The sequence below is a fragment of the Paenibacillus graminis genome (assembly GCF_000758705.1).
In the GTDB taxonomy this organism is placed as follows: Bacteria; Bacillota; Bacilli; order Paenibacillales; family Paenibacillaceae; genus Paenibacillus_AQ; species Paenibacillus_AQ graminis.
In genome coordinates this window covers 5,164,388-5,182,549 of the sequence record NZ_CP009287.1, presented here as the reverse complement: position 1 = coordinate 5,182,549, position 18,162 = coordinate 5,164,388, and the positions used below count along the sequence as shown (strand labels likewise).

At 39.9% G+C, this 18,162-nt stretch carries 19 protein-coding genes; 6 read left to right on the top strand and 13 right to left on the bottom strand.

The features are described from left to right. Window position 1 precedes the first annotated feature (1 nt). The 13 genes from PGRAT_RS22295 to PGRAT_RS22235 all read right to left on the bottom strand — a co-directional run bounded on the left by PGRAT_RS22295 (window position 2) and on the right by PGRAT_RS22235 (window position 8,951). On the bottom strand, window positions 2-436 hold the full coding sequence (locus PGRAT_RS22295) for a prepilin peptidase (protein ID WP_025705849.1): 435 nt from the start codon (window positions 434-436) through the stop codon (window positions 2-4). Continuing rightward, entirely contained in the window at window positions 433-765 is a 333-nt protein-coding gene (locus PGRAT_RS22290; RefSeq protein ID WP_025705848.1) for a hypothetical protein, read from the bottom strand. Before PGRAT_RS22290 ends, PGRAT_RS22295 begins: the two co-directional genes overlap by 4 nt. 46 nt (window positions 766-811) lie before the next feature. Beyond that, the gene (locus PGRAT_RS22285) at window positions 812-1,021 is read right to left on the bottom strand and encodes a hypothetical protein (RefSeq protein WP_025705847.1); all 210 of its coding nucleotides are present in this window, start codon (window positions 1,019-1,021) and stop codon (window positions 812-814) included. Window positions 1,022-1,024: 3 nt separating this feature from the next. Continuing rightward, the gene (locus PGRAT_RS22280; protein WP_025705846.1) at window positions 1,025-1,861 is read right to left on the bottom strand and encodes a conjugal transfer protein TrbL family protein; all 837 of its coding nucleotides are present in this window, start codon (window positions 1,859-1,861) and stop codon (window positions 1,025-1,027) included. Between the two features lie 61 nt (window positions 1,862-1,922). Next, window positions 1,923-2,153 carry a DUF6133 family protein gene (locus tag PGRAT_RS22275; protein ID WP_025705845.1) on the bottom strand — a complete coding sequence of 77 codons (231 nt, stop codon included), beginning with the start codon at window positions 2,151-2,153 and terminating at the stop codon, window positions 1,923-1,925. 70 nt (window positions 2,154-2,223) lie between these two features. Next, on the bottom strand, window positions 2,224-2,505 hold the full coding sequence (locus PGRAT_RS22270; protein ID WP_238326809.1) for an Mbov_0395 family pilin-like conjugal transfer protein: 282 nt from the start codon (window positions 2,503-2,505) through the stop codon (window positions 2,224-2,226). Window positions 2,506-2,564: 59 nt separating this feature from the next. After that, window positions 2,565-4,061, bottom strand: coding sequence for a VirD4-like conjugal transfer protein, CD1115 family (locus tag PGRAT_RS22265; RefSeq protein ID WP_202903639.1), 1,497 nt, complete (start codon window positions 4,059-4,061; stop codon window positions 2,565-2,567). 76 nt (window positions 4,062-4,137) lie between these two features. After that, window positions 4,138-4,623, bottom strand: coding sequence for a hypothetical protein (locus PGRAT_RS22260; RefSeq protein WP_025705842.1), 486 nt, complete (start codon window positions 4,621-4,623; stop codon window positions 4,138-4,140). Then, on the bottom strand, window positions 4,620-5,474 hold the full coding sequence (locus PGRAT_RS22255) for a hypothetical protein (RefSeq protein ID WP_025705841.1): 855 nt from the start codon (window positions 5,472-5,474) through the stop codon (window positions 4,620-4,622). Before PGRAT_RS22255 ends, PGRAT_RS22260 begins: the two co-directional genes overlap by 4 nt. A gap of 27 nt (window positions 5,475-5,501) precedes the next feature. Next, entirely contained in the window at window positions 5,502-6,209 is a 708-nt protein-coding gene (locus tag PGRAT_RS22250) for a hypothetical protein (protein ID WP_025705840.1), read from the bottom strand. A gap of 31 nt (window positions 6,210-6,240) precedes the next feature. After that, window positions 6,241-6,891, bottom strand: coding sequence for a hypothetical protein (locus PGRAT_RS31785; RefSeq protein WP_025705839.1), 651 nt, complete (start codon window positions 6,889-6,891; stop codon window positions 6,241-6,243). Between the two features lie 247 nt (window positions 6,892-7,138). After that, window positions 7,139-8,404, bottom strand: coding sequence for a MobP3 family relaxase (gene mobP3, locus PGRAT_RS22240; protein WP_155990403.1), 1,266 nt, complete (start codon window positions 8,402-8,404; stop codon window positions 7,139-7,141). Next, entirely contained in the window at window positions 8,358-8,951 is a 594-nt protein-coding gene (locus PGRAT_RS22235) for a hypothetical protein (protein ID WP_025705837.1), read from the bottom strand. The genes mobP3 and PGRAT_RS22235 overlap by 47 nt, the downstream gene beginning before the upstream one ends. Before the next feature lie 410 nt (window positions 8,952-9,361). On the opposite strand from PGRAT_RS22235, the gene PGRAT_RS22230 reads away from it, so the two are divergent. The 6 genes from PGRAT_RS22230 to PGRAT_RS22205 all read left to right on the top strand — a co-directional run bounded on the left by PGRAT_RS22230 (window position 9,362) and on the right by PGRAT_RS22205 (window position 18,151). Then, window positions 9,362-10,459 (top strand): ABC-three component system protein, encoded by a 1,098-nt coding sequence (locus PGRAT_RS22230; RefSeq protein ID WP_025705836.1) that lies wholly within the window; start codon window positions 9,362-9,364, stop codon window positions 10,457-10,459. Then, the gene (locus PGRAT_RS22225) at window positions 10,444-10,956 is read left to right on the top strand and encodes an ABC-three component system middle component 2 (protein ID WP_025705835.1); all 513 of its coding nucleotides are present in this window, start codon (window positions 10,444-10,446) and stop codon (window positions 10,954-10,956) included. Before PGRAT_RS22230 ends, PGRAT_RS22225 begins: the two co-directional genes overlap by 16 nt. Before the next feature lie 3 nt (window positions 10,957-10,959). After that, window positions 10,960-12,828 carry an SMC family protein gene (locus tag PGRAT_RS22220; RefSeq protein ID WP_025705834.1) on the top strand — a complete coding sequence of 623 codons (1,869 nt, stop codon included), beginning with the start codon at window positions 10,960-10,962 and terminating at the stop codon, window positions 12,826-12,828. 300 nt (window positions 12,829-13,128) lie between these two features. Then, entirely contained in the window at window positions 13,129-15,126 is a 1,998-nt protein-coding gene (locus PGRAT_RS22215; RefSeq protein WP_025705833.1) for an ATP-dependent nuclease, read from the top strand. Further along, on the top strand, window positions 15,119-17,080 hold the full coding sequence (locus PGRAT_RS22210; protein WP_025705832.1) for a UvrD-helicase domain-containing protein: 1,962 nt from the start codon (window positions 15,119-15,121) through the stop codon (window positions 17,078-17,080). The genes PGRAT_RS22215 and PGRAT_RS22210 overlap by 8 nt, the downstream gene beginning before the upstream one ends. Window positions 17,081-17,113: 33 nt before the next feature. Continuing rightward, the gene (locus PGRAT_RS22205; RefSeq protein WP_025705830.1) at window positions 17,114-18,151 is read left to right on the top strand and encodes a hypothetical protein; all 1,038 of its coding nucleotides are present in this window, start codon (window positions 17,114-17,116) and stop codon (window positions 18,149-18,151) included. Window positions 18,152-18,162: the final 11 nt, after the last annotated feature.

Sequence of the window (18,162 nt, the reverse complement as noted above, 5' to 3'; positions counted from 1 at the left end):
GTTACTTAGTGAGATGAGCCAGTATAACGACCACCACACCGCCAGCAGATAAAAAGGGAGCAAGCGGTAAGGCCGTATATTTGGCGATGTGAAATCCATGACGAAGGGCAATAGCAGTCGCGAAAATTAGCACGAATCCCAAGCCGGATAGGCTTTGTAGCGTCCCATATAGAGGGCCGAATACAAAGCCGCAAGCTGCCATCAGTTTGATGTCACCGCCGCCAATTTTACCGTCTGAACCTATGGCACCAATCCAATAGGGAATTCCGGTACACAGTAGTCCAAAGATGGAGAAGAGCGGGGAGAAGTGGAGTAAACCTACGAGGAAGATGGCGAGGGGAATAACATTTGGGATTTGTTTCGTTTTCAGGTCGCAAATACTTGCCCAGAGCAAAAGAGGAAAGAGCAGCCATATATGAAGGGAAATGCTGCTCATACCGAATTGTTATCCCATTCTGGCAGAGCACGGTAAGGGTAATACTTCTGGCTTTTCTTGAATGCAACCATAAAGCGTAGTTGATCCAGTACAGAGAGGTTATGCCGATCTTTGGTTGTCATCATCACAGAAGCAGCAACACCACTGAGGAAGGTGACGACGGCAAAGGGGACACTGCCTTTCAGGAGCCAGATCATAAGGGCAAGAAAAAAAGCTCCGAAGGAGCCAACGAAGGTTTGAATCAGTTGCGATTTACCGAAGCCTGGAAACCATTCGCTTTGCGGTTTGACACCCATAGGGATATATAACGTTTGTAATTCCTCATTCAAGGTGGATGCTCCTTTCTTTGTGCGTATAAGCGACTCAAGTGTCAAGCTACTGATAGTAATGCAGCATGATCTCCTTGATCTGCCAGATACTTTCCGCGAGTACATAGAAGATGACTACATTGCGAGCGCGCTTCTTATACTTGCTTACTTCCTCATCTGCTCCGGAAAGCCGGACCATGGTATAGATGAAGCGAAATACACAGCCCGCACGTATGAGCAAGATACAGGCTTGGGCTAATTCCTCTAGGGTTACCATCGCCTAACCTGCCTTGCCCAGTTTGCGCGCCATGCCAACGAGCTTGATACTGTGATAGACATTGTTAACCACGCCTCCATTGCCTCCGGTTGTAATCAAGAAGTCGGAGAGGAAGCGAGGGGTCCGGATCGCCAGCATCATGCAGGCCATCCCCCAAAACACGTGATTCTGTAGCATTAATCCGACGCCCAGCTTTGCTAGGGCAATCTGAATGACAACTGCCAGCATGGATTGCATGAATTTTTGAGCATATGCACGGAACACGCCTTTGTCGTTGTCCAGTAAACCGACGCAGGCCAGCGGGATGCCAACACGCAAGATAAACATTTCAAGTCCTCGCATCAAAAACTGGAAGTACAGAATGAAGAAACACACCACGAAGATGAGGCCAAAGACAGCTGTGACCAATCCGGCAGACTCTAAGGCATTGACCCACATCTGCCAATCGTAATTAGTAGATTGACCGATTGCTCCCAGCAGTTGATTGGATAAGTCTTCGACAATTTGACCGAGCCAGGTATAAATGGTGGGGAAGCAGATCGCAACAGCCATGGAGCGGAAAAAGTTGGTGAGCAGAAAAAGAGGTTCTTCATCAGGATCGCCATCGGTCCATAACACGTAAATTTCGAAACCCTTTTTCAGGAATTTGAGGATCATTAAGGCGACACCGAACGAGAACACAATGTCGTAGAGATTTTCAAGCAGATTTGCTCCAGTGGTTAACGTCATGTATTTCTCGGCGTACAGGGAAATTGGAATGATGTCTTTCAGCAAAGAGTCAATATAGACCAAAGAACCATTCAAAAGCGCAATGACTAGCAGCAAAATGATTTTTTCCAAGCTTCATGCCTCCTTCCTGCAGGAGACGGCGCTAAGGCCGCTCCCGCAAAAGGTAGTGGGATTAGCCTTTGTAGTTGAACATATCCTTGATGCGTTGTGTCAGGGTTGGAAGAATCGTGCCATTAAATAGCACATACAGGCCGGCCAGCAGCAAGGCTCCGATGACAACGGCAATCAGAATTTTGATCCCGGTATCTACGTAACCTTCTCCGCGACGATTGCGCAGGGTTTGTTTTGCCAGCGCTGCAGTATCTATGCTTTTTTCCCTTGCTGCCTTCAACCATTTTTTCATTATTCATAACCTCCAGAAATATAGTGTGGTAGGGAAAACAAAAAGAGCCTGTCCAGGGGACACGCCCGAATTACTTGTAATAGCCGATAATGACATTGAGAGTGGCTGAACCAAGCACGGCTCCAATACAAGAAACGATGGCCACGATAATCCGATTGTTCCACTTCTTCGTGTCCATCTCGTCCGCAGCAGAGCGCCGGATGCAGAAGTAAATGATAAGCAAGCCAGCGACTACAGGGGCGAGGATCATCAACCAAGTCGTGACATCTCCGATTAACTTCTCCGTACCGGTTACAAGCTTGCTGCCTTTGATATCTCCTGATGCATAGACAGATTGGGAATTTATCAGCAAACAACTGAAAAGGATGCTCATATTGAGCGTAAGACGATAGATGAATCTCTTGGTCAATTCTAATCGTCGAAGGGCGGAGGCATGAATCCGCCGGAGGAGGTTGCGGCCTGCTGACGTTGCTCGGCCAATTGTCTTGCGATGTCCTTTTGATAATAAATCCAGATGTTCCACAGCTTCACCTCCTCTCTCGTGTTAGTCAGAATGGGTCGGCGCTGCTCTCGTTCCTCGCGGACGTGTCGGTTATGTTCCTTGTCGCCCAGACCCATCATGGCGTTAAATGCCCATTCACTGAGATCCGGAGAATACATCATGGCGGGGTGAGAACGGGAGAGGACGATTTGATAAGGCCGGGACACACGGCGTACTTCGTCAACGGTCAGTAGCTTGCGCTCTAATAAATTAAGGCTGTGGGAAGTACTGGGAGTAGAATATTTGCCATGCGAAGCTGAAAGCTGATAGCTAGAGGTGGTGTATGTCCCCAACTTCTCACTGATTTCACGTAAGGTCTCCAGATCATCAGCCTGCAGATAAATCCAGGTTTGGCAGTTGCTCTTGATCGTACCGGCTACATGATCGTCGTATTTCTCTTTGAGCTGTTCAAAGCTTTGGACAAATAAGTTGAAGCGCATCCCACGTCCGCCGCCTACCGTCAGTTTGTTGGTGAAATCTGCAATCGGTGTAAAGTTGCCAAATTCATCTAAAATGAAGTTGACACGCCGTTCCAATCTCCCGCCGCGGACATCGGCCTGAGTGGTAAGGAGTTCATAGAGCTGCGAAACCATCAGGGAAGCGACAGGGTAGAAGGTGGTCTTTTCATCCGGAAGAATGATAAAAAGCGCCTGTTTCTTCTGACCGAGGTCAGCCAGGGAAAAGTCGCTTTTGTGGGTAATGGCATAAATAGATTTGGATGTGAAAAGTCTTAGAGTCGTAAGTGCCGAAGTATAAAAGCTACCCTTGGTGCGAGAAGGCGCAATGTCGGAAATGCTGAGCAGGGCACGGGCCGGATGATTCTGAGGTAGGCGTTTAAGGTATTCCTGCATCGGAGTCTTGTTGCCGATCTGTCGGTTCATCTCTGCCAAAAACCAATATACATTGGTGAGGTTCTGATATTCCGGACGTTTGATGTTATCCCAAACTACACTAAGAATGGAAGAAGCAATAACCGACATTTCTCCATTCGTCCAGATTTTCTCTCCCTGTGATTTGCCGACCAATACCTGTGTCATATCCCAAGCCAGCATTTCGGCCTGTTCCTGGTCATCGGCCAGTGCTGCGTCGATAATAGGTTGCAGCAGGTTATAGTGATGGCTTTTTTCGGGATGCCGGAAATCCAGCGTCCAGACGGTGTATCCCAGTTTCTCTAACAGCACATGGCTAAAATGAAATAATTCCGCTTTCGGGTCACTGATGACCATGGATTCTCCAGCCAGTCCTAAGAGGCCGATGGATTGTAACACCACTGTACGCGATTTACCGCTCCGAGTAGCTCCTACGCACAGGGAATGCACATCATCCCCGATATAGTAGAGACGCTCCCGGTTACCTTCACGCTGCATGCCTAGTACAATTCCACCAGAAGATATAGGTGGAGAAGAAGAGGTATCATTCCTTCTCGTTATTCTGGGAATCTCTTTAGAATGAAGGAGGTTCATTTGCGTCCCCTTCTTTCTTCCGTTGATCTAGAAAGGTCAAATCCTCATACCCAGTCGCGATTAACTTCTCCAGGAAAGGATGCTGGAGATCCAGCGTCTCATTGTCGAACAGACGCAGGAGTTCCTCATCTCGCATCCAGCGTGCAGAACCGTGTTGATGTTGTCCAGTAGGCACGGGCGTTTCAATTCCCGGAGCCACTTGCTTCAGCTCACTTTGATAGGGCTGGTTGTTGAAAACAAAAAATAAGGTAGCCAGTATCATAACCAGGCCTTGAAAACAGAAGAATAAGAGCAGGTGGGGTTTGCTACTCATCAGGCTGTGGAGACTGTGGCTCAAAGAAGGGAAAGCTAGGGAGGAAGTAAAGCCCGATAGAAGGTTGTGCAAGGCGGTGCTGATAAACAGATTGCTGATTGATCCGAGTAGGACAATCAGAAGTGCCAATCCAAGCCTAGGCTTTGTTCTCACCACTCCATCCCATCACTTGGCTCGTAGAAGGCGTCTGTAGGTTCATGAGTCTGCATGGTTTGGAACTCCTGACTTTGCGCCGAATAACTGGAAGGTGAAAGGGGAATGTCTTCGTTGTTTCGCCCAGCCGCTTCATCCAACTGAGCCTGCAGGAAAAGAGAACTGGGAGCAGGGCGGTCAAAGATATGACCCCATTCTTCAGTGTGCAGGTTATGAATTCCAACATAGGAAGGATAATCATCGCAGAGGGTGTGCAGTAAGCTATCCTCGTTTATGACTTTGGCTAAGACGCCGGGATGAGAGGCGGACAATTCGTAAATGGGAATGGCGCAGTCGTTTAGGGGATAAAACCAATAGGATTCATGACCGGCAGCATGCATGAGGGCCATATCGGACAATACATGTTCAGCGATCGTCTGATGGACGGCAAGCTGCATCCCTTGTGGCCGTTCAACCAGAAAAACACCGTTATCCCAGGTTTGTTGCTGAGGGTATGCTTGACCATGATCATCGTGTGGCGGAGGAAAATCACCGAAATATTCGGGTGCAAAGTAATGGCCTTCTGTGACGAGTTGTTCTGGATTTTCGGCTACAGCGTGTAATTCCGGATGTGTAATGGCACCTTGTTTGGCTAGCTCATACGTAGGGACAATACTTTTCACATCATCGAAATACACATGGCCATCGCGTTCTTTTCCCAATTGAAATGCGTTTTCGCTGAGCGCTTTTTTTGCATAGTCAGCATCAAGGACAATCCCTTGGTCGCGTTCGGCTTGCAGCGCGTAGATATTCAAGCCAATCTCCACACAAGTCAGGATCGTTCCCCAAATAGAGGTTTGTGGTTGGGGCATCAAGAGCCATCTCCTTTTTATAGATGATTAACGGGATAGTTCGGCGACATCCAGAGACCCTGGATCACCGTCCAGATCATGGGCAAATTCAGCATCGTAATCCAGGTGAATATCTCGTTCTTTAAGAGCGGGAATCAGGTCTTCGAGCCGGTCAATCAGAAACTGCACTTGCTCAAACTGATCCATACTCTTCTCATTTGGCGTAATCAAGAATTTGACCATTTCATCGTGAATGAGTGTTAATTCCGTTTCACTGAACAGCTTACGGGCATCCACCAGACCGCTGCGTGTAGCGAAGCTTTCAGTGGCTTCATCGCGGTTATAAAAATACTGCCGCTGAACAGGTGTTTGATTATCCGGTGATAAGCGATAGGTAGAGAATACATAGTCAAACAAAGGATGGTGCTTGCAGGCCAGCACGACATCGCCATGCTCACAAAGCTTATAGACGCCGTTAACGATTTTCTCACTTTTATCGGTATAGGGCTTCTCCGTGCAAATGCCAAGTTGCAAGGCGGTTTTTCGGGCCAAGTCGTGAATGCTACTCATCAGGCGATCTGGCACAGTAACGAAGGGGTTCCGTTCAATTTGGTCGGTGCGAGTATAGAATGCAATGAGTTGGTCCTTTTGGTAAAAGTCAGCAAGATAGTCTGCAGAAGGGGACCGGCGGACTTCGAATCCTTGTTCCATAAGGGCAGCGAAGTAAGCCTTGTAGAATTCGTTCTTGCTTTTCAATGAGTCTCACTCCTTAAAGAGATAGATATCATTAGGTTTCCTGCTCCATTTCAAGCTCAGCTTCAGACATCAACTCTTCTCTTGGTGTAAGCATAGAATCTACTCGATGCAGTAGATTGTCTAAGTTCTCCTGCTCTTTTAATTGGAGTGCAGAGTCTTGCATTCCTCGGAACAAAAGAGTATCTCGAATCACTGCTAGTTCGTCCAACTGAAAAAGAATGGCACGGTCGGCAAGCCCGCTACGGTATAAAAAGTCGGCTTTGGCTGCAGCGTAATGATTTTCACTAAAATAATGTCCGAATGAAACAGCGTTATTGTCGTACATGTACTGCCAACTAGCAAAAGTGAATTGGCCATCGCCATCGTAGCGAGCCGTGAGAACGATGCCGTTATACTCAATCAATTTCCGGTATTTGCTGACAGAATCAATATGCATAACAGGAGCTTCTTGATAAGCACGTTCCATTTCCCAGACTTGGTTAACAATCGTTGGAACAGGTAGGGCGTCTTTCTTATCGCAAAGAGTGGAGTAGATAATAAATCCATCTTCCTGAACATACGCGACAGGTTTATCGCCTTTTACGACAAGCAAAACTTCATCGAGAACAGGAGGGGTTGTCTGAAGTCCTACTTTTTTCAACTCATAACGCAGGACATCGAGTAAGCGATCATTGATTTCCATGAGGCTTTTCTTTCTGTGGAGGATCTTTAGGTTCAGTCGATGATTTCATCGGTTCTGAACTCTTCATGGGCCTTGCAGGACAATGGGGTGTTTTTTTCATTAGTTTCTCAAAGGATTGTGATCGTCCATTTGTAAATAACATAACAGGCTCCTTTCAATACACAAGTTATCCATAGATTATTCACAGGTTGTACACTGACTGGGTACAAAAAAATACGCTTCGGAAGCGTATTTGCGAGAGGGATGGTTAACGATCCACCCCTTTATCCTTTTGTCGGAGAAGCCATTCTTTTTTAGCTTGTTTGGACCATTCTCCGCCGAAGACAACCTTAGCCTTATCATCGTAATCAAGTTGCGCCTGCATGGAGAGTTGTTCCATGACTGACAGCAGCTCCAAGATCAACTGCTCCGTCCAAGTTCGGTAGCGTTCAACTTGGCGAATAGCAACATCTGAAGATTGTTCAAGCTGGATGATTGTACGAACGGTGGAGAGTATACGATTGGCAATGCGTTTCTCGGCTTCTGCTTGATACTTGATGCTTTGTTGGGTGAGGGCAGCAGGGTCTGAAGTATAGAGCTTGGCAACCTCCAGCTTAGCTTTGACATACGTCTCCACCATTTCAGCTAAATAGGGATTTTGTTGCAGCAGATCCTGGACGAATTCATCTACGAGAGACTTTGCTTCAGGAGTAAGCAGCTGGTAAGCTAAGCGTCCATTTTTGGGTAATGCATGGCGGAGTTGCAATAGGTGTGACGCAAGCTGCTCTACAGATTGGGAGTTGGTCAGATTATGTTTGGGGAGGCGAAGCAATGAATCTTCATCTGCATGCTCAAACCGTTGTCGAAGTGCTCGAAAAGATTGTGGATTTAAGGATTTCATGTGAGCTTCAAATTGCTCCAGGATGGCATCAGTGATGTTTGTGATGCCTGTTTTGGCTAAGTCTCGTTCGGCACAAAACTCCTTGATCTTGAAAGCGAAGGTATCCTTAATAAGCTGTTTGCGGATACGATTGGGGATTTCAGGGTGAGTGAAGTTCTTCATGATCGTCTGTTCTTTATCCCAGAACACGATATGAAGATGGGGATGATCCTTTTCGTTATGGAAGGCGGCGGCCCAACAGAGATTTTCTGTTTTGATCCGGTTGTGCGCTGCGAGTGTAGCAATGTGTTGCTCAATATACTGTTGCCAAGCTTCGAAATCATTAAGCCCCAGCTCCATTGCCGTTTCTGTACGAAGTGAAATGACGCTACGGTACATGTTCTTGCCTTGCTTCGAGATATCTCTAGCGATTCGGGCAACTTCTTGCCAAGACTGGAAGACGTCTATACTTCCAGGTTGCATTTTGCCAAAGAGTCCATGAGGCAAGTTTTCATGACGAACGGCCCCGGGGCGAGTGGCAATATAGCCGATGTGTACATAATTACTTACTGCGGTTTTAGGGCGGTTTGGATGAAAAAAACGCTGCTTATAGATCAGGGCTGAAATCTCCAGCACCTCCGTGTAATTTGGCAAGATTCTGCTCGAAAGCGTCTCCAGAAAGGAATAGCTGTTCGGCATCCGTCAGTTTCATTTTCGTATACTCTACTGCTAACTGACGAGCCTTCTTCTCAATCTCTCGGAAGGTTGTATAGCGGTTCGTGTCGATGAGATCTGCAATAATGGCGATGGTGGAATAGTAGGCTGCGGCAGACATAATGAGGTCTTTACTGGCAAGGCCGGCTAAGCGGTTACTGAGTCCACCTATGGCAATGTTGATTTCTTGGCGGATAATTGCAGTGATAAAATCAATCTCCTGCGTATAGGAATCAATAGACATGCCTTTCTGAATGAATGCCCGCACAATATCTGCCATACTGAGATGTTTGGAGGCTGCATATTTTTTCAGAGCTTCATACTGCTTTTTGGGAAGCTTGACGGTAATCTGTACTGTTTTTTCAGATTGAGCCAATAGGTTCACCTCGCTTTGAGCTTCCTTGGACGACATTTGATAGCCGGGAGAAAACAACAAGAAATGTCGGTGGAAGCTCTGCTTCCACGCGGTTTCTTCGCCAAATGGCATTTGGCTATTCCTGCCTTTAGATCACTCCCAAGAGGCCAAAGGTGGGCCTCTTGGATAGTGGGAAGAATATAGACAGATCCAATGATAACAAAATTGAAAAACCATTATTTTGCAACTCCTCCTGAAAGGGATAGTGAAAAGCCACATTCGTTTTAGTCGAATGTGGCTGATATTTCTTTATACATTGTTTTATGTGAACTCAAATTTTTAAGTTATAGTAATGCGAAAAACAGATGGTTGTGTATGATTTTGTAATATAGTACATATGTTTGGAAGGGAATGTGAAAATTATATCGAATATTGTTTTAGAAAACTGTATCCATTGTAAGGGGTTAAACATTCTCTAAGGTATCATGTGAGAATAGTAATGAATATCGAAATTATTGCCATTATTAAACAAGGGTGATAGTATGCAAATCCAGGCTGAAACGCTAGTAGAAATAGAATTACCGCCACCACCAAATGATTACGATGTTTTATTTGGAGTGCCTGTACCCCCCATAGATAGACTGAAACTCTTTTCTGCTGAGCAGTTTGAAGATGTTATCTGCGAATGGGTGAATGGCTTCTTAAAAACAGAATATGATTTGGTCTATCGCATTGGGGCAGCGGGTGATAAAGGCAGGGATGTAATTGCAGAAATTAAACAAGATAATCTAGTTATTCAGTGGGATAATTATCAGTGTAAACACTATGATCATCAACTGTATCCAAGTGACATTTGGTTGGAAATGGGGAAATTGTGTCATTACACTTTTATAAATGCTTATTCAATTCCGAGAAAATATACTTTCGTATCCCCTCAAGGTGTGGGCGCTGCATTTGCTGAATTGATCGGTAATCCAGAAATGTTGAAAGAACAACTGATTAATCAGTGGAATGATAAATGTAAAAACAAAATAACAAAGACTGAAGTAATCGAGCTATCAGGAGAATTTTTGGATTATGTTAAAAATTTTGATTTTTCAATTGTTACATTTTGTCCCCCACAGGATTTTCTTGAGCAATATAGTGCAACCCCCTTTTTTAAATACAGATTTGGTGGAGGCTTAACTAAGCCAAGGCCTAGACCTGAGAAACCAGAACAAGAAATACAATTGAATGAAGTTAAGTACGTAAAAAAATTATTTGAAGCATATTCAGAGCAACTTAACCAGACAATATTAGATTCATCTACACTATCTACACACGACATTTCTTTATTCTCTCATTTTAATAGACAACGAGAATATTTTTATAAAGCTGAGTCTTTGAGAAGATTTGCAAGAGACGAACTTCCTCATGATGAGCCCTTTGAAAAATTACAAGATGAGGTATACGACGGAATAATTGATATTGTAGAAGCTATACATCCAAATGGCTATATATGTGTTTTAGAAACTATAAAACTGGTCAATAACCTTCAATTGACAAGTAATATATTAATAAAATATCTTTTGCTTGGTGATCGGGGTGGGATATGTCATCAATTGGCAAATAAGGATAGGATAAGTTGGGTGAAATCATGAATCAAACTTCTCTTTCAAGTGAAACTTTATTATTTAATACTCCATTAGAAATTGGATTACGATGCATTGTGATTTTAGATGAACTGAAAGATCAGAAAATTGATTTACAGAGATTGATTTATTTTGATTATTTAGTAATACATTATGGAGATGTCGAAACAGAATATGAGAGTTTACACCCACCCACCCCTCACCGCTCTGGTGAGATATTGGTAAAGAGAGATCTTGTAAACGAAGGACTACTCTTAATGATTTCTAAAAAGCTAGTTGAAGTTGAGTATGAAGCAAGTGGAATATTTTTTAAAGCTTCAACGTATTGTACACCTTTTTTAGACCATTTTGAATCTCAATATTTGCTTCAATTACGCGAAAATGCAAAAATAATGGCTATGAAATTTTCTACATATACGAAGGATGAATTGAAGAAATATATGACCGATAACTTAGATCGGTGGGGTGGAGAGTTTAATAAGGAATCATTGTTCAGGGGGAATTGATTCGTGTTGCAGGAAGGATTTTATATTACTGAACTGAGGCTTACTGGCTTCAATAAAAAAGATGCTAGCATTACTTTGAATAAGGGACTTAATGTTATATCAGGCCCATCTGATACTGGAAAGACATTTATATTTGAATGTATCAACTATATGTTTGGTGGTACAGATGATCTCCCTGACTTTAAGGAGAACAATGGATATACAACTATATTTCTAGAGTTGCAGTTGTACGTGGGCGGAAAAAGAACATTGAAGCGGATTATTGGTGAGTCAAAGTTTGAAGCATACGAAATGAGTATTGACGAAATTCATTTTTTTCAGGATTTTGTTGAGTTACAAGGGAAACATGATGCTAAAAATAAAAAAAATATATCAACTTACTTACTTTCGTTAAACAACATTGCTGATTTAAAAATTCGGAAAAATTCACGTGGAGAAAAAATATCGTTCTCTTTTCGTAATTTCGTTAGATTATTTATGATAAATGAAGAGAAAATTATTTCTAAGATATCTCCTCTGTTATCGGGTAGGAGAAATGAGCAACCTTCAGAGGTTTCGGCGTTCAAAACAATAATTACTGGTAACGATGACAGTGGTGGGGCTGAAATAGAAGATCCTAAAATACTTAGAACACGACTAGAAGGAAAAATGGAATTAGTTAAAAGTATGATCGATGAGTTAAAGAATGTAGTAAAGGTGAAGAAGAATTTTTTGGCTATTAATGACCCTGTCGATTTAGAAGTTCAAATTGATAGTTTATCTGAACAACTAGAAAATAACAGTAGATTAATAAATGAGAAAATGCTCAAGAGAAAGGAATTGTGGGAGCAAGAACAACTAATAAATTCTCGACTGCTTTTCCTAAATGAGTTACTTGAAAGGTTCTTTTTGTTAAATAAAAGTTATTCTTCCGATTTGGAACGTTTAGAGTTCATAATTGAAGGGAATCATTATATTTCACAACTGCATGATGCGAATTGTCCGATTTGCAATCAATTAATCAATTCAGAATCATTTCATTTTATGGGAAATCATCATTCTACTCAATTCGATAATTTGGTACAGGCATGCGAAGAAGAAACGACTAAAATTAATAATCAATTAATAGATCTTAATGAAACGGTTGTTATACTAAAAAAAGAGTTGCAAGAAAAGCAAATTGAGACTAATCAAATAAGACTTCAAATTGACAACATCGAGTCTCAAATTCAAAGTGAATTGAAACCTATTTCGATAGTTGCTAAGGAACAATTAAAAGTTTTATTTGAGCAGAAAAGACTTTTTTATGAAATCGAAATAAACGAGAGACAGATTTCTGATTATTGGCAAACAAGTTTTGGTATTCAGAAAGAATTAAACAAAAAAAATATTAAATTGAAATTTACTAGTGAAATAAGCGATGATATTTATAGTAGTTTAGCAGACGAAGTAAGGGGATTACTAGAAGCTTGGAGTTACCCGGATCTGGATGATGTATGCTTCAACCCAAGTGAAAATGATATTGTTGTTTCGGGTAAACAAAGAAAAAATCATGGTAAAGGTTATCGTGCAATTTTAAATGCAGCATTCTCAATTGGATTGATGAAATACTCAAGAAAAAACGAACGAAAGCATCCTGGTTTAGTTATACTAGATACACCTTTAACTACTTATAAAGGAACAAATATGAATGATTCAGTTATGGAAAAAAATGAAGATATCTCGAATGATATGAAACAAGCATTTTTTAAAGATTTATCTCTGTTGGAAGGTAATTACCAAATTATTATTTTGGAGAATGTAGAGCCATATAAGGATTTGCAAATACAAATGAACTATATTCATTTTACTAGAATTAAAGGTGTTGGTCGGTATGGATTTATGCCTATTTGAAAAAAATGTTGTTTAAGTTTTATTAATTTATTAGTTATTCATAAAATAGTCCCAAAAGGCGCTGCGTTAGAGCAGCGTCTTTTTAATTGACTTTATGGCGTCAAGAATCTTTGATTCTTAAACAACCTATGAGATTTTTATTCAATATTGTTTGTTCAAAATATGCATATAGGTTTTGGAGGTTAATGTAATATTTTCGGAGTGTTTTGGAAGGGCACTGAGGATTATTGTCGAATTAAGTTAAGTAAGTATATTTAGAATGGAAAGATGTTGTAATTGAATAGATAGGAGACATCATACATGTACATATCTAACTTAGATGTTACAGGTTATAAAAATTCAAAGAGTAAGTCGGTTATTAAATTACAAAAAGGGCTCAATATTCTAGTTGGAGAAAACGGCTCAGGAAAGACCACAATCATAAATGCTCTACGGCTCATCTTACGAGAAAATGAGTTCTCATATTTGAATATTGATGAGGATGATTTTTATGTTTCATTAGACAAAGACTTCTCAGCTCCTGAAATTAGAATTGACCTAAAAATCGAATCCCTCAATTCGGACGAACAAGTTACTTTTCTATCATGGTGTGATGCTGATTTTAACGCACAACTACATTTTGAAGTTAGCGCCAATCCGAACAGAAAAGGATACTATAAAAAAGAAATATGGGGTGGCGCTTCAAAATCAAGCATTTTTGAAGAGGAGACATTTGATTGTATTGACTGCATATACCTTCCTCCGCTTCGAGATGCTGAGGAAAAGCTAGTTAATGGAAAAAGATCAAGGTTGGCACAATTATTAAAAAAACAATATGGTGATAATAAAGATGAACTTGTAAGGAGTGTCAAAGGCTTTAATGAGCAAATAACAAGTAATGCCGATAAGAAATATAATGAGATTGAAGAGGCTAAGAAGAATATTAATACCAAATTAGAAGAAACATTAGGTCAAAGACTTGGACAAAGTATTAACTTGCAGTTTGCTGAAACAACCTTTAATAAAATTGTAGAGAGCATAAAAATGGTTTTCTTTCCGGGAATCAAGGAAAACAATCCTGAAAAATTTAGGGATATCGCAATCAACAGTTTGGGATACAATAATTTGTTATACATAGCCACTGTTTTTGCGGAGCTTGAGCTGCTAAAAGACAATAATATGATGACAGTATTACTTATAGAGGAGCCGGAAGCGCATCTTCATCCACAGCTTCAAGTTAAATTTATTAAATATTTGGAAGAGCTTACTCGAAAACTTGAAAATTTACAGGTTGTAATTACAACACATTCTCCGGTCCTAGCTTCTTCCGTTGATACTGACAATTTAATTCATGTTGCTTATAAAGATGATAGAATCATAGCAACTGTATTAAAGTACATCAATCTAGGAGAAAGTAAAAGTTATATTAATAGATGGCTAGACGTGACGAAATCGACTTTACTATTTTCCAAGGGAGTCATCCTTGTAGAGGGAATAAGTGAAGCGATGCTTCTTCCTACGTTCGCGAAGATAGTATTAGCAGAGCATAATAAAAATGCTCTAAATGGTGGTATCAATAATATGTTACCTAATTCCTTGGAAGAGGCTGGAGTATCAGTGGTGAATATTAATGGTATTAACTTTAAACATTTTATGAGACTTTTTTCAAATTTCAAAGAAGCTACAAGCCAAGCGCATATACCAATATATTGTGCTGGAATCACTGATAATGATCCGCCAAAGATCAAGGTAATTGTATATGATAAAAATGGAGTTATGAAGAGTGATAAAAATGGTGATCCGGTAACTACGGCAGAGGATGTTTATCCCCTTCCAAGTGAAGCACCTATTGGAGCAAATATCGCTTTGCAATTAATAGATGAAATTAATATGAGTAAGTGGGGCCGATTATATCGTTCTCCTTTAAAAACATTTGAGTATGACCTGGCAATTGAAGAAAACACTCGCCAATTGGCTGAAGTTCTCCACGATTTATGGTCAAAAGATGGATCTGTTAAGGCAAACTGTAAAACTATTATTACAAGGAATAATCAGTATTTTGATAATGAAGAGTTATTAAGAAATGATGCTGAATTTATTTTTACACATATTGATGCTGATGAAGTTGGCAAAGGTGTCTTTGCACAGAAGTTAGCTGATTATTTAGAAGAGCAAATAAGAAGTCATATGGGCAATATAAATGCTTCCAAGTCGAACCTTACTGAAGTTTATTCCGAAATTAGCAGCCTAATTACAGTTCCAGAGTATATAAAAAAGGCAATTAATTGGGCAATCGGGGGTATTAAAATAGATGGATAAGCTAGAAATGGAGCATGAAATTATAAATACTTTGTGCAAAAATAATAAGAAAACAGAAAGTTATTCATTAATAATTCAAGATAAAGTAAGAGAAAAGACAGAGCAACAACTAGAATATGTTCTTTCTCCTATTAATAAAAATGTATTCTTAGAAGCTTGTGCAGGAAGCGGAAAGACAGAAGTTGTTGGAATGAAAACCGCGTATGAAATTAGTAAATGGAATTTTAAGAACAAAGGAATTGCTGTACTCACGTTCACCAATGAAGCTACAGATACCATAAAGGAGCGGGTTGAAAGATTTTCAGGTTTAAGCTCAATGTTCCCTCATTACATTGGTACATTATCAGCTTTCATACATGGTTTTATTTCACAAAATTTTGGCTACAAATTCTTTAAGCATAAGAACCGAGATGGGGACAAATCATACAGGTTGGTAGATAAAAATTTAGAAGTGTTTGATAATCATTGGTTAAAAAAATATAAAATACCCTATATAAATAATAATGCAGGTCATCATGAATTATTTGCGAATCAAATTTATTTTGATAATAAAATTAATGATGTTATTTTATATCAATCAGAGACTAAAAAAACTCCACTTAAGGAGTTTTATAACTCATCTGATTTTCAAAAATTTGTTAATGATTATAGAGAGAAGTCGGGGAATAAGACAGCATTAGGATTTGAGTACATAAAAGAGCAGATAGCTAAAGTGAAAAATAGCTTTTTTGAAGATGGTTTTGCTAATTTTGAAGATATAAATAATATAGCACTTAGAATCTTGAAGAGGGATTCGAAACTAACTGAACTCCTTGCTTCTCGCTTCCCAATTATATTAGTTGACGAATGTCAGGATTTATCATGGGTTGAGATGAACATTCTCAATGAGTTTAAAAAGGCTGGTACAGTTCTTCATTTCATAGGAGATCTTAACCAATCTATATATGAGTTTAAAAATGCCAACCCTGAAATAACAAAAGCATTTCTATCTGATTTTGATAAATATCGTTTGACAGACAATTTTAGAAGCTGCCATCCAATAGTTGAGCTTTCAAATAGATTGTTAGGCATAACTTTACCTATCCGTGGTCTTGGGATTGATAAGGTAGGAGAAAAAAGTATTAGTTATCTGGAGTACAACGATTTATCAGTAGTAACAGAACAATACCAGAAATTTTTAATTGGAGTAAATATATCTTATGAAAAATCGGCTATTTTGGTGAGACAACAAAATTTAAAACAAGAACTAGAGACAAATCAAACGGAAAGCAAGCATCTATTATTAGATGCTTTACAACTTTGGCTGCAGAATACTCCAACATCACAGATGTTAGCATTGGAACTTGCGGGTAAACAGATGCAAAAGTGGTTTGGAGGATCTAAGACCAAAAAGAATTATTTTTGTCCAAATGCAATCGAATCTGCATTTCAGTGGAGAATTTTTTTGAAAAATTTCTTAGAAGGATGTTTAGCAAACGATCGTTTAATTAATGTTGGAGATATTGAATATTCCATTTGGTATAAGAACTTTAATGCTTGCTTTTTGACAATGATAGAAAAGGCTTATCAGTCACTAGCTGATTTTGATATAGAGAAGAGGGACTTTAATACCTTACCAAAATTAAGAACCCCATCTGGTTCAGCAAAGAATAAAATTGTTATTTTCAATTCAAAAGACAATTCAAATATGGTACCGATAAATACCATTCATTCGGCTAAAGGTAAAGACTTTGAGAGCGTAATGGTCGTCTCAAGCCGTCGAAACTCAGGAAACAGCGGCGGCGGTCATTGGAAACATTGGCTCGAAAAAGAGCTGGAATCAGGAAGAATAGGTTATGTTGCTAATACAAGAGCTAAATATTCATTGGTTTGGGCAGTTCCAACTTTAAAGAAACAAGAAAAAATTGAAGTTGAATCTTATGGTTTTAAAAGAATTACTTTAAAGGACATATAGGTATACATCTATATTTCTGAAAGGGTGGGAAAAATGAGCGATAATATTAATTACGACAAATATAATTATTTTTGTTACATCGGAGTGTTTCCAAATAAGGATTATGAAGCGGAATCATTAATTCTCGACACTCAAACAGCCATCATGCTTGAGCGATTTTATTACAATCCTCACAGATTAAAAAGTGAAGTGAATGCTGCGATAACTCATTTCTTATTAGAAACTATCAATAAAGATAGGGTTCCAGGATTCGCTATACAGGAGGCATGCTGGGACAGATCGCTAGGTATGTTAAATCATCCTCAACTTAAAAGAATGGAGCTAGCAATAACTGACATTAACTCTTGGAATAAAGAAAAAATAATCATTCATAGTCAGTCAAACGGAATTCCGTATAGTGATTTTGTTATAAGAGAAAAGATTACTTTTACGGAGACATTAATTCCTCATTTGAAGTCGAATCCAATGTTAGTTGGTAGTTACGCAATAATATTGAAAATCCATTTAATGAATTACAAAAAAAGTAAGGTTGATAAGTTCAAGCTTTTTCGAGAGTTTACTGACTTTATAAACTATAGAGTTGGCATTTTTCATGCTGTAGAGTTTTCTTTAGCAGTCCATTATTTCTTGGGTAATTCTAAACAGAATGATATTGTACAGAGTTTACTGAAATTTGGTTCAAAAGATCCGCTAGGTGCGATCTTGACTTCTTGTTGGGATCTATTCTTTTTAAGGTTATTGCAGCTAAATTATTTAAGAGATGATTGGGGTATGGTTAGACCTAAACTAGTAAGCCGAGATGATGCACTCATTAATTTAGCGAAGTATTCATCAATACATGGGTTGGTTGAATTAAATGAAACTCCGATGCCAATTGTGTCATTTGATTACGAAGGTTTAGATGCGCGCACATCAAGCTTTCTAGAAGAGCTGCATAATGAAATAAGGAGAGTGGCGATTATTAGAAATGTAACTAACTCCGAGGATATAGGAAAAAAAGTTGAGCAGATCACCGAAGCTGCTAGAGAATTAGAGGAAGAACTTATTAGTATCGTAAAGCAGAGAGGGTGACAAAAAGGCAG